The sequence below is a fragment of the Streptomyces sannanensis genome, from assembly GCF_039536205.1.
Lineage (GTDB): Bacteria > Actinomycetota > Actinomycetes > Streptomycetales > Streptomycetaceae > Streptomyces > Streptomyces sannanensis.
On record NZ_BAAAYL010000004.1, the window covers coordinates 49,977 to 62,662 of the forward strand.

The window sequence follows — 12,686 nt, forward strand, 5'->3', positions numbered from 1 at the left end:
ACTCGATACGCGCCCTAGAGTGCTCTGGTCGCAAACGTTCGCCGGGTTGATCACGCGTGGTCAAGTAGTGTCAAGGCTGTGGAGACGACACATCGGCCCGCCGTGCGGGTGATCTGCCTGGATGCTGCCCAGCGCCTACTCCTTCTCCACTGGCGTGATCCGTTTGACGGTGTGATGCTCTGGGAGCCGCCTGGTGGCGGCATCGAGCCGGGCGAGACACCGCTGATCGCTGCTCGGCGGGAGCTGGCGGAGGAAACCGGTCTGGACCCCGCTGCGGTCCGTGACCGGTCTGTGTCAGTCGAACGGGACGTTCGGTGGAACGGGAAGCGGTATGTCGGGCCGGAGGATTTCTTTGTGGCCTATTTTGCCGAGGAGCGGCCGACGTTGAATCCGACCGGCCTCCTCCCCGAGGAGCAGGTCAATCTCCACAAACACGCCTGGGTCGCGTGGTCGGACCTGAACACGTTGGCGGATCGAATCGAGCCGCCGACATTGATGTCCGTTCTCGCTGCCCTTGTACCGGACGGTCCTTGGCGTGACCTGGTGCGTTGACCGGGAACCCTTCGGCCATACAGCCTTCGCGAGTGGGCGTCCTCCCCAGCGGATGCCTCTTTCGCTGCGGCTACGGGCGCGTTCTCGGCGTTGTGCGGCGAGGACATCAGGGTGACGTGCGTGTGCGTTGCGCCAGCGCAGGTAGCGGTGGAGTTCGCGGGTCTGGACGGTGTGGTTGGGGTGGTTCGAGTTGGCCAGGGTGAACTTCCGCAGTGGCCCGAAGTGGGCCTCGATGGGGTTGGCCCAGGAGGCGTTGGTCGGGGCGAAACACACTCCTTCAACGCAACGTTCAAACGCGAGACGCTCCAGGGCCGGAAAAGCTGGTCCAGCGAGCGCGAGGCCCGCCTCGACGCGTTCCGCTGGCTTCACCGCTACAACACCCGACGCCGTCACTCCCGCCTCGGGCAACGCAGCCCGATCGCCTACGAGACAGCGTCCGGAACGACATCAACTACGCTGACACCAGCCGCATAACCCGTGTCCAGGATTCGGGGTCAGGCTCCCCCCTCGGGCCCGGTGACACCCCCCCAGGTCATCCGTTCGACAAGGGGCAACAGTCATGCCGGGCCCGGAGGCCAGCGGCCCTCTTTCAGGACCGCGAAAAACATAACGGGGCTCACACCGGACCTTCGCCGGTCGACCGCGGCCGTCCGGGAACGAAGCACCACCTGATCACCGACCGGAACGGAACTTCCCTTGCGATGTCCCTGACCGGCGGAAATCGCCACGACGTCACGCAGCCGATGCCTCTGCTGGACGCGATCCCGCACATCCGCGGGACCCGTGGCCGCCCCCGTCACCGGCCCAGGCGCCTGTTCGCCGACCGGGGCTACGACTACGACAAGTACCGCCGCCTGATCCGGGCCCGGGGCATCACACCGAAGATCGCCCGCAGAGGCACCGCTCACGGCTCAAGCCTGGGCAAGACCCGCTGGGTCGTCGAGCGCACCTTCGCCTGGCTCCACCAGTTCAAACGGCTACGGACTCGCTACGAGATACGTGCCGATCTCCACCTCGGTCTGCTCCAACTCGCTTGCAGCATCATCTGCTTGCGACGACTTCGAAGGTCATTCTGAAACGATCGGTAAGCCGCGAGAACGCCACGGCCCCACCTCTTCCGGAGATTGTGACCAACGTCATCTCTGTGAACCACATGCGCGCGGGGACCGTCTTACGACCGGATGCCCTCGAGAAGCGACAGCTGGACGCGGCGACCATGACCGCGCTTCCACGGGCAACAACGGGAAAGGATACTCATGAAACTGACAGTCAAAACCGCGGTGGCAGCGGCAGCCATCGCCTCCACCGCCGTACTGACGGCTCCGGGAACCGCGTCGGCTGACCCCATGGACGCCTGTATGGGAGGTATGGTCTGCCTCTTCGACGGCCACAACAACACCGGGGACATGGTGCAGCTCTATCCGGTGGACACCCCCAACATCGGTTGGGCGTGGAACGATCGGGCCAGTTCGGTGTGGAACCGCAGCGGCGGTCAAGTCTGCATCTGGACCCATGCCGGCTACGACGGCTACTACTTCAGCATCCCGGCGGGCGCGAAGCAGGAACTTCTGTTCCTCTACGACAACGCGGTGTCTTCCTTCTCGGTCAGTGGCTGCGGAGGCTGAGCCGGCTGGTTGACCGAACCCGCCATCCACCCGCGCTTCGAGGGAGGACGGCGGGATTTGGCCGGATGGCGCCCCGCGTGGGACACCGTCGGCGAATTCGGCGGTGGTCGCCAGATGACCCAGGGGACTGCAACTGATCGTTTCATCAGGTCTGTGGCGGGTCTTGGCAGTGGGGCCGCGTAACGGCAAGGTTCTGCAGGTGTCGGACGATCTTGTGCCTGATGACCTGTGGGAGCGCATCGCCCCGCTGCTCCCGCCCCGGCCTCCCCGTCGACGGCGGTACCCCGGGCGGTTTTGCCGACGGACGACCGCGCCGCGCTGCGTGGCATGGTCCATGTCCTGTGCAAGGGCGTGAGCTGGAAAGATGTGCCCGCGGAGCGGACAGGGTGCAGCGGGGTGACGGCCTGGCGGCGGCTGCGGGACTGGATCGAAGTCTGCGTCTGGCCCCGCCTTCACGCCGTCCCTCTCGCCGAACTACGGAAGGCCGGCCTGCTGGACATGGATGACGCCGCGGTCGACGCTTCGCACGTCAGAGCCCTCAAAGGGGGGCTCATACCGGACCTTCGTCGGTCGACCGGACACGGCCGGGCAGAAAGCACCATCTGATCGTCGGCCGACACGGCACACCGCTCGCCGTCTCGCTGACCGGCGGAAACCGGCACGATGTCACCCAGCTCATTCCCCTCCTGGACGCGATTCCGCCCATCCGCGGGCTGGTCCGCCGGCCCCGTAGCCGCCCCCGACGCGTGTTCGCCGACCGCGGCTACAACTTCGACAAGTACCGCCGCATCCTCCGGGCCCGCGGCATCACACCCAAGATCGCCCGTCGCGGCGCTCCGCACGGCTCAGGACTGGGCAAGACTCGCTGGGTCGTCGAGCAGACCTTCGCCTGGCTCCACCAGTTCAAACGTCTCCGCATCCGCTACGAGATACGCGCCGACCTCCATCTCGGTCTCCTCCAACTCGCATGCGGCATCATCTGCTTGAGACGACTCCGAACCTCATTTTGAAACGATCAGTTAGAGGTCGGGCCCCTCGAAGTCGAAGGTGCACTGTCGGCTATCGAGATCGACAGTCCGTCGGTCAGCCATCTATGAGCCACCGTCATATTCAGCACGCGCCCGCCGGTGACGGTGCCGACCAGGGCCCAATAGCGTTCCAGGCGGGGGTCGAAGCCGGATGACCTCGACACCATCCCATGCAGGTATTCGCGGAAGGCGGGGGTGTCCGGCTCCCGCCGGGCTCGTGCGTGGGCGGATACGAAAGCGTTCACCGCATCCCCGGCGCTGGGCGGCAGACCCTGGGCCAAAGCGGCGGCCGTCAGAACGGCAGCATCGTCGATCTCCCTGTAGAAGGCCGGGGCGTCCCTCATCTCTTCGTCGTGGTCCTGGGTCCAGCGGGTGAAACTGGGTGTGGAGACGAGCAGATGAAGCTCGGCGTAGGCCAGGACCGTAGCGGGATCGGGGTCCTGCGGCGGGTCGGGTGACAGCATGGCAATCATGATGTCGAGCCGGCGCTTGGGCATGGCCGCGGACAGCTCGCGATACCAGTGATCGGTGAGAGTGCGATGCGCCTGCGGGAGCCGCTGCACGCGAGAGAGGATCTCCAGACGTCGGAGCCGTTCCTCGCTCGGGCAGTCGTCCAGAGACTTGAGTGTGGCCTGGCGCCACCGCAGTTCGGTTAGTCGTTCCTGCACCACTTCGAGCTCGGTTGCCACCAGTTCGCCGAAGGAGCACTCACCAGTGACCACCTGCGTGATGGTCGCGATTGGAGTGTCCAGCGCCCGTAAGCGCCTGATGAGACGGATCCGCTCCCACGCCTCAGGACCGTAGCGTCGATGACCACCGGCGCTACGGCCAGCCACAGGCAGCAGACCGCTGTCGGAGTAGTAGCGGAGGGTCTTCACCGGGACCCCCGTTCCGGCCGCGAGTTCACCGATGCTCCACGTGTCTTGCGTCACAGGCTCTTGAACCTCCAGTGCGCGGGAGGTCCTAGCGTACTGAGCACTGACCGCGTCAGTCCGTACCGTTCCCCACCGCTCGGGCTTGGTACCGGCCTGACCGGCCTCGTCCGATCCCGTCCGACCAAGAACGGTGAGTACGTATGTCCCCGACCATGACAGCACCGCGTCCACGCCGAAGAGACAGGCTCCGTGCGGTGCTTTTCCCCTTGCTCTGCGCGGTGGCACTACTCGCAGCCACTGCCGTACCGGCGACCGGCGCACACCCCGGTTCCCCGCACTCCGCAAGACAAAGCGGTACCGTCGTACGGACCGACCACGGCCTGATACGCGGCGTGTCACACGGCTCGTACACTACCTTCGGCGGCATCCCCTATGCTGCGCCGCCGACCGGACCGCTGCGCTGGCGCGCACCGGTGCCCGCCGCCACGTGGCATGGTGTCCGGGATGCGACGACGGCGGCTCAACGCTGTGTGCAGATGCCGACACCAGGCGCGGGCGCGGTCCTCGGGTCGGAGGACTGCCTCTACCTCAATGTCACGATGCCGACGCCAAAGCCGGCCGGGCAGAAGCGGCCCGTGCTGGTGTGGATGCACGGCGGTGCGTTCCTGGGAGGTTCTGGCAGTGACTACAGCACCGAACAACTGGCGGTCCGGGGTGACACGGTCGTCGTCACAGTCAACTACCGGTTGGGTATTTTCGGTTACTTCGGCCACCCCGAGTTGGGCTCCGCCCCACCGTTCGGCCTGGCGGACCAGCAGGCCGCCCTGCGCTGGGTGCGGGCGAACGCGGAGCGCTTCGGCGGTGATCCGGGCAGTGTCACGCTGTTCGGCGAGTCCGCAGGCGCCCTCAGCATCTGTGCACATCTCACCTCGCCGACGGCTGTCGGACTTTTCCAGCGGGCCGTGCTCCAGAGCGGTTCCTGCCTCATGTCCTTCCCACGCGGCGCTCTCGGGCCCGGAATACCGGCGTACGAGCCGTTCGCCTCACAGCGCGATGTTCAGACGGCAGGTGCAGAAGCCGCCCGGCAACTGGGCTGCACAGCGGGCGGTGGAGACGAGGTGCTGGCGTGCCTGCGCGGGCAGAGCACGGATCGCCTCGCCACCGCACAGCTGATGCAGTCCTTCAACCGGCCCTCCTTCGGCAATACGCTGCTGCCCGTGGCGCCGGACCAGGCGTTGGCGTCGGGACGCTTCCACCGCGTGCCGATCATTCAGGGCACCAACCACGATGAGATGCGGATGTTCGTCGGCCTGTCGCTCGCCGCGTTCCCGATCCGCACCGAGAACGACTATCGGGCCCGTGTGGTGGACGCCTTCGGGCTTGCAGCCCCAGCCGTCGAGGCGCAGTATCCGGCAGGACACTACCCCACGCCCGCACTGGCCTGGGCCGCGGTGCTGACCGATCGATCCCTCACGTGCACCACACTGGCAGTTGGCCGGGCCATCGCCGCTCATGCCCCCGGCCTCCCCCTCTACGGCTACGAGTTCAGCGATCCGGATGCTCCTGTCCTCACCGGTCTGCCAGCGAACCCGGGCTTCCCCTACGGGGCGGCGCACGGCTTCGAGATGCCGTTCCTGTTCTCCTCCTTCCCCACCGAGCGACCACTGACCGACGCCCAGCGCGCCCTGTCGGACCGGATGGTCGACTACTGGACGAACTTCGCGCACACCGGCAACCCGAACACCCCCGACGCCCCGCTCTGGCCTGTCCTCCGCCTTTCGTCACCTCTCGCGCAGTCGGTGCAGTCGTTGGCTCCCGGACCAGGCGGAATCCACCCCGTCGATGCGCATTCCGCACACCACTGCTCGTTCTGGGACCGCCTGCCTCAGTGAGCCTCCGCGCGTACAGAACCAGGACGGCCCCGGCGCAGAAGCTGATCAGTCTCGTCAGTCACCGGGCCGGCCGACTGCACCGGGTCCAGGCGCTCGTCCCCGGCACAGGCCGGTGCTGGCGCCTGCCGGCCCCAGGCAGCCGTCTGACGCGCTGACTCGCACTCCTGTGCCGCCGTTCTTCCTGGCGCAGTCGGCGCTCTCCGTCGCGTGCGTGCCAGGCGTCGACGTCGTTGGGGTTGGCCAGCGCGGCGGGCAGGTCTTCCCTGTGTCGTTCAGAAATGAGTCGCTGCAGGTCGTAGGGGGTCTGGTGGCGCTCAGGGTCGCGTGGGACGATGCCGCGGGTGATTGTCTCGCTGGTCTATCGGGTGGCGAGGAAGCTGTTGTCGGTCCCGTTGTTGCTGCTGCGTCGGCAGGTGGCCAAGGACGCCGAACTTCTTGTCCTGCGGCACGAGAACGCGGTGCTGCGCAGGCAACTTGCAGGTCCGGTGCGCTACGAGCCGGCGGACCGGCTGTGGTTCGCGGCGTTGTCCGCGTTGATACCCCGGCGTCGTTGAGCGCAGGTGTTCCCGGTGACTCCGGGCACCGTGCTGGCGTGGCATCGAAGGCTCGTGGCGCGCCGGTGGGACTACAGCAAGCGCCGGAGCAGGCCCGGCCGGCCACCGGCCACGAAGGCGGTCAAAGAGCTGGTGCTGCGGCTGGCCGCAGAGAATCCGCGTTGGGGGTGTCGCAGGATCCAAGGCGAGCTCGCGCGGCTCGGGCATCGGGTCGGAGCCTCCACGGTCTGGGAGATCTTGACTGTTGCCGGAGTAGGCCCTGCTCCCCGTAGAAGTGGGCCGACGTGGCGAGAGTTCCTGATGGCGCAGGCCGACGGCGTCATCGCCTGCGACTTCCTGCACATCGACCTGGTCGATCTTCGCCGGGTCTACGCGCTGGTCTTCCTCGAGCACGGCACGCGCCGCCTGCACATCGCTGGTGTGACCGCGCATCCGACCGCGCAGTGGACGGTCCAGCAAGCCCGCAGCCTCGCCGTCGACCTGGGCCTGCGCTTGGAGTCGCTGCGCTTCTTGGTCCGCGACCGGGACCGCAAGTACACCGAGTCCTTCGACGCGGTCTTCGCGTCCGAGGGCATCGAGACCCTGAAGACGGCGCCGCGGGTCCCACGGGTGAATGCGCACTGCGAAAGGGTCATCGGGACACTCCGGCGCGAGGCCCTTGACCGCCTGCTGATCCTGAACGAAGCCCACGCTCGACGCGTGCTCGACGTCTACGCCTTCCACTGCAACGGCCATCGCCCCCACCAGGCCCGGGGACAACTTCCTCCCCTCGCCCAGGAGCACCCGGCGCCCTCGACCGACTTGACCGCGCACCGACTCATCCGCACCCGAGTACTGGGCGGCGTCATCAACGAGTACAGATAAGCGGCTTGACCAGCAGCGATGAGTTTCTGAACGGCACACCGTCAAACGCGCCGAGTCGATCAAGGAACATCAAACCCGGCGAGGATAGACGTCAAGCTGACCGTCCGCTTCGCGGTCTGGGAGCAGATCACCGGCACCGCCGGCCTGCCCGCCACGGCCTGAGCGCGGAGCCGGAACCCGACCCCGGCACGCCCCGACGCTCCGTCAAGCGCCAACATCCTCGACAGCGTGACAACGTCCTCAGGACGCCTCACGCGGCAACGCCGACGTGGCCGCTGTCGCCCGAATCGCAGGCAGCCCAGGAGACATGGAGGTTCTGGACGCCTACTGTGCCACCGGCTCCCTGCGCCGAGCCACCTGCACTACAGCGGCGTCGCTCGCCGACTCGAACCGATCGCAAAGACCCTGGGCATCGAACTGACCGAGCTCGCCGGGCTGATGCGGGCCGGGCTCGCCCTCACCGCGTGGCGGCTGCTCAACGACTGAGGCAGATGAGTTTGGGCTCGCTTCACGTGTGTCCGGAAATCACTCTACTCAGCAATCCTTACATTCTCTTTAATGTTGCGGACATGTCACCCGGGGTCGACCCGGACGACGATTGCGAACCCCTGTAGCCCAAACCCCCCACGTGGTCTGAGACATCCCGGTTTGCCCCGGCAAGGAGGCAATGTCCCATGCAACGTACACGACGAAGAACCCTACAAGCGGGACTGGTGGCAGTCCTGGCCATGTTGGCCCTGCTCGTCGGTGGCCTACCAGCCACGGCGAAGCCCGCCGCACCCGTAGCCCGGCCGTCCGCGAAGGCGAAGGTACGCGACGCGGTGCAACACGACCTCTCCCCAAAGCTGCGTGACATCTCCGCGAAGCCTGGCGGTACCAAGCGCGGCAGCGCCAAGCCCTCCGTGCAGCCGGCCCATTCGCTGGATCGCGCCGTCGTCAACCCGTCCGCGAAGGAGGGCAGCAGCCAGGTCCAGCGTGGCTTCACCGCCAGCCAGGTACCCGAGTTCAAGGCCAACTTCGAGGGCGTCGGCAACGTCGACGGGGTGCTGCCGCCGGACACCAACGGCGATGTCGGCCCCAACCACTACGTCCAGATGGTCAACCTCCACTACGCCGTGTTCGACAAGAGCGGCAACAAGCTGCTCGGACCACTGCCGGGCAATGCGGTCTTCGCCGGCTTCGGCGGACCGTGCGAGACCAGGAACGACGGCGACCCGGTGGTCCTCTACGACGAGACCGCCGATCGTTGGATGATCACCCAGTTCGCCCTGCCGGGCGGATCCGCCGGCAACCACCAGTGCATGGCGATCTCGCAGACCCCGGACCCGACCGGGGCCTTCTACCGGTACGACTTCCTCTACCACCAGACCCGGATGAACGACTACCCGAAGTACGGGATCTGGCCGGACGCCTACTACATGACCACCAACGAGTTCGCGCCGTCCTTTGTCGGCGCCGGAGCGGTGGCCTTCGAGCGGGAGAAGATGCTCACCGGCCAGCCGGCCCGGATGGTGTACTTCCACCTCGGTCCGGACTTCGGCGGCCTGCTGCCAGCCGACGCAGAGGGCCAGGCGCCGCCGGCCGGGGCACCCAACCCGTTCGTCATGTTCGACGACGACGCGTGGGGCACCTCGCCCACCGACCGGCTGCTGATGTGGGACTTCCACGTCGACTGGACCAACCCGGCGAACTCCACTTTCGGCAACAACCTGGCCCCGAACCGGTCCCTGGAGACCGCACCGTTCGACTCGAACATGTGCAACGGCGCCCGGTCCTGCATCCCGCAGCAGGGCACCTCGGCGCGGCTGGACGCGATCGCCGACCGGTTGATGTACCGGGCGGCCTACCGCAACTTCGGCGACCACGCCTCCATGGTGCTCAACCACACCGTGGATGCCGGCGGCGACCACGCCGGCGTACGGTGGTACGAACTGCGCAGCAACTCGCCCGCCGATTGGGCTATCCATCAGCAGGGCACCTATGCGCCGGACGGCGAGAACCGGTGGATGGCCAGCGCGGCCATGGACGTATCCGGCAACATGGCCATCGGCTACTCGTCATCGGGCAGCACGTCCTTCCCGTCGATCCGGGTGGCCGGGCGACTCTCCGGTGACCCGCTGGGCGAACTGGGGCAGAGCGAGCGGACCCTGATCGCCGGGACCGGCGCACAGACCCACTCGGCGGCCCGCTGGGGCGACTACAGCTCGATGTCGGTGGACCCGACGGACGGCTGCACGTTCTGGTTCACCTCCGAGTACATGTCCCAGACCAGCTCCGCCAACTGGCAGACCCGCATCGGTGCGATGAAGTTCCCCAACTGCGTGAACGGCCCGCGGGGCGAGGTGACCGGCAAGGTCACCAAGTCCGGTGGCGGAGCGATCGCCGGTGCGACGGTACGCGTCGGCGGTAGCGGCACCGTCACCGATGACCAGGGCGGGTACAAGCTGACCCTGCCGGCTGGTCAGCACGAGGCGACCGCTTCGGCATTCGGCTACGCGTCGAAGTCCGAGACGGTGACCGTGCCCGACAGTGGCACGGTGACGGCGAACTTCGCGCTCGACCCGGTTCCGCTGAGCAAGGTCAGCGGCGTGGTGAAGGACGGCTCCGGGCATGGCTGGCCGCTCTACGCGCGCATCGACGTGGCCGGCAAGCCAGGCGGCCCGGTCTTCACCGACCCGGCGACCGGCGCGTACAGCGTCGATCTGCCGCAGGGGGCCGAGTACGGCCTGACGGTCAAGGCGATGTACCCGTCTTACCAGCAAGGCACGGCACAAGTCACCGTCAGTGACAGCAACCTGGTGCGGAACTTCGACCTGGCGGTCGCGACCTCCTGCGACGCCACCGGGTACAAGACCGGCTACGGCGAACCGGTCGTCACCGAGCAGTTCGATTCCGGGGACACGCCGGCCGGCTGGAGCGTGGTGAACACCACCCCCAACGGCGGCTGGAACTTCACCGACCCGAGGAACCGGGGCAACCTCACCGGCGGCAGCGGCAAGTACGCCATCGCGGACAGCGACAACGCCGGTTCCGGCAAGCCGATGGACACCGCGCTGATCACCCCGGCGATGGACCTGTCCGCCGTACCGGCACCGGTGCTGCGGTTCAACAGCGACTACCGGGCGCTCGGCGGGTTCGCCGACGTCGACGTGAGCGTTGACGACGGCACGACCTGGAAGAACGTGTCGCACTGGACCAGCACCAGCCGGCGTGGCCCGGTGCTGGAGGAGATCCCGGTGCCGCAGGCGGCCGGGAAGTCCGGCGTGCGGATCCGGTTCCACTACCAGGCCACCTACGCATGGTGGTGGGAGCTGGACAACGTGTCGATCGTCAACCGGTCCTGCGACCCGATCCCGGGTGGTCTGGTGGTCGGCCGGGTGCTGGACGGCAACACCGGCGCCGGGCTCAACGATGCGACAGTGACCAGTGAGGACAAGCCGGCGGAGAAGGCGGTGACCGGGCCGACTCCGGACGACGCCAAACTCGGCGACGGCTTCTACTGGATGTTCTCGACCCTGACCGGGAACCACCCGTTCACCGGGGCGAAAAACCAGTACAAATCGGTCACGTCCACGATAGATGTGGCGGCTGACCGGGCCACGCGGGAGGACTTCGCACTCAAGGCGGGCCGGCTGACCATCACCCCGCCATCGGTGGAGAGCACCCTGACGCTGGGCCAGACCAAGACGGCGACGACGACAATCCGCAACGACGGCACCGCACCGGCCACGTTTGAGCTGTCCGAGCGGGCCGGCGACTTCGACAAGCTCGGTACGCGTGGCGCGCGCCTGCAGAACCTCCGGGTCAAGGGGGGCGGCGTATCGCCCGCCTGGCGGGGCGACAGCAAGCCCGGCGACGTCCTGGAGCCGACCCCGTACGCGCCGCCGTGGAACAACACGGCCAACTACCCGATCAAGGTCATGGACAACGCCGTGGCCGCGTACGACGGAAAGGTGTACTCGGTCGGCGGAACCGACGGCGCCGCCAACCTCGCCAACAGCTACGTGTACGACCCGGCGGCGAACACCTGGACGAAGATCGCCGACATGCCGGCGGCCCTGGAGAAGCCGGCAGCGACGTTCGTCGACGGCAAGCTCTACGTCTTCGGTGGCTGGGACCCGGCGGGCAACGTGTCGGCAAAGGTCTACGCCTACGACCCCGGTACCAACGCGTGGGAGACCCGGGCCGGCACCAACCCGGCCCCGCGGGCCGCGCCCGGCATCGGGGTGGTCGACGGCCAGATCTACCTGGTCGGCGGCTGCGTGGACGGAAACTGCAACAAGTCCAATGTGACCGTCCGGTACAACCCGGGGGCCAACACGTTCACCACGGTCGCCGCGTACCCGGTCGCGGTGGCGTGGCAGGGCTGCGGCGGGATCGACGGCACGCTCTACTGCGCCGGCGGCAACGGGCCGACGACGCTGAAGAGCACGTACGCCTACAACCCGGGCGCGAACGCCTGGACCCAGATGGCCGACCTGCCGGTCGACTTCTGGGGGGTGGCCGCGGACACTGCGAACGGCCTGCTGTTGGTCTCCACCGGTGTCATCAACAACTCCACCACGGTCACCAACCAGGGCTGGGCGTACGACCCGGCGGCCAACTCCTGGTCGGCGCTGCCCAACGCCAACTTCGCCCGCTACCGGGCGGGTGCGGCGTGCGGGTTCGTCAAGGTCGGTGGCTCGACCGGCGGCTTCACCCCGACGCCGGACAGCGAACTGCTGCCCGGTTTCGACCAGTGCGCCACTGTCACCGACGTACCGTGGCTGTCCGCGTCCCCGACGTCGGCGACGCTGCAGCCCGGGCAGAGCATCACGGTGAACGTGAAGTTTGATGCCTCCACGGCGGCGGGTGTGCAGCAGCCCGGCAAGTACACCGCCCAGCTCGGCATCAAGTCGGACACCCCGCCCGTGGCACCGATCGACGTGACGATGACCGTGCAGCCGCCCAAGGACTGGGGCAAGGCGACGGGCGTCGTCACCGGCGTCGACTGCCGTGGCAACAGCACCGCGCTGCGCGGGGCGACCGTCCAGATCAACGGCAAGAAGGGCTGGACCCACACCCTGAAGACCGATGCGGATGGCCGGTACGTCATCTGGGCTCCGAGGGACAACCCCGTCGAGATCATCGCGGCTCAGGATGGCTGGAAGCCGCAGTCCAGGCTGGTGAACCTCAAGGCGGGCGAGGCGGTGACCACCGACTTCGCCCTCCGCCCCACCGCTTGCTGAGAGGAGTCTGATCCACCGGGCCCGCGCCGTTCACCGGACGCTGTTGGTTAATTCGGGCCCTGCGTGAC

General features: G+C 67.5%; 6 protein-coding genes and 4 pseudogenes. 8 read left to right on the top strand and 2 right to left on the bottom strand.

Going from position 1 to position 12,686, the window contains the following annotated elements; all coding sequences use genetic code 11:
* The first annotated feature begins 78 nt into the window (after positions 1-78).
* Positions 79-552, top strand: coding sequence for an NUDIX domain-containing protein (locus ABD858_RS36300; RefSeq protein WP_345045899.1), 474 nt, complete (start codon positions 79-81; stop codon positions 550-552).
* Between the two features lie 36 nt (positions 553-588).
* On the opposite strand, the pseudogene ABD858_RS36305 reads toward ABD858_RS36300, so the two are convergent.
* Positions 589-825: pseudogene (locus ABD858_RS36305) on the bottom strand (IS630 family transposase); the annotation flags it as partial.
* On the opposite strand from ABD858_RS36305, the pseudogene ABD858_RS36310 reads away from it, so the two are divergent.
* From ABD858_RS36310 to ABD858_RS36325, 4 genes and pseudogenes are all read left to right on the top strand, one after another.
* A pseudogene (locus ABD858_RS36310) lies at positions 826-1,026 on the top strand (integrase core domain-containing protein); the annotation flags it as partial.
* Positions 1,023-1,628, top strand: coding sequence for an IS5 family transposase (locus ABD858_RS36315; RefSeq protein ID WP_425586383.1), 606 nt, complete (start codon positions 1,023-1,025; stop codon positions 1,626-1,628). The pseudogene ABD858_RS36310 and the gene ABD858_RS36315, both read left to right, overlap by 4 nt.
* 180 nt (positions 1,629-1,808) lie before the next feature.
* Positions 1,809-2,177 carry a peptidase inhibitor family I36 protein gene (locus tag ABD858_RS36320; protein ID WP_345045901.1) on the top strand — a complete coding sequence of 123 codons (369 nt, stop codon included), beginning with the start codon at positions 1,809-1,811 and terminating at the stop codon, positions 2,175-2,177.
* Positions 2,178-2,376: 199 nt separating this feature from the next.
* A pseudogene (locus ABD858_RS36325) lies at positions 2,377-3,187 on the top strand (IS5 family transposase).
* A gap of 5 nt (positions 3,188-3,192) precedes the next feature.
* Here the strand turns inward: ABD858_RS36325 and ABD858_RS36330 are convergent.
* Positions 3,193-4,137, bottom strand: a complete 945-nt coding sequence (locus tag ABD858_RS36330) for a MerR family transcriptional regulator (RefSeq protein ID WP_345045903.1) — start codon at positions 4,135-4,137, stop codon at positions 3,193-3,195.
* 155 nt (positions 4,138-4,292) lie between these two features.
* Between ABD858_RS36330 and ABD858_RS36335 the strand changes: the two genes are divergently transcribed.
* From ABD858_RS36335 to ABD858_RS36345, 3 genes and pseudogenes are all read left to right on the top strand, one after another.
* On the top strand, positions 4,293-5,972 hold the full coding sequence (locus tag ABD858_RS36335) for a carboxylesterase/lipase family protein (RefSeq protein ID WP_345045905.1): 1,680 nt from the start codon (positions 4,293-4,295) through the stop codon (positions 5,970-5,972).
* 341 nt (positions 5,973-6,313) lie between these two features.
* Positions 6,314-7,390: pseudogene (locus ABD858_RS36340) on the top strand (integrase core domain-containing protein).
* Positions 7,391-8,064: 674 nt separating this feature from the next.
* Complete coding sequence (locus tag ABD858_RS36345) at positions 8,065-12,618, top strand: carboxypeptidase regulatory-like domain-containing protein (RefSeq protein WP_345045906.1); 4,554 nt, start codon at positions 8,065-8,067, stop codon at positions 12,616-12,618.
* Positions 12,619-12,686 lie beyond the last annotated feature (68 nt).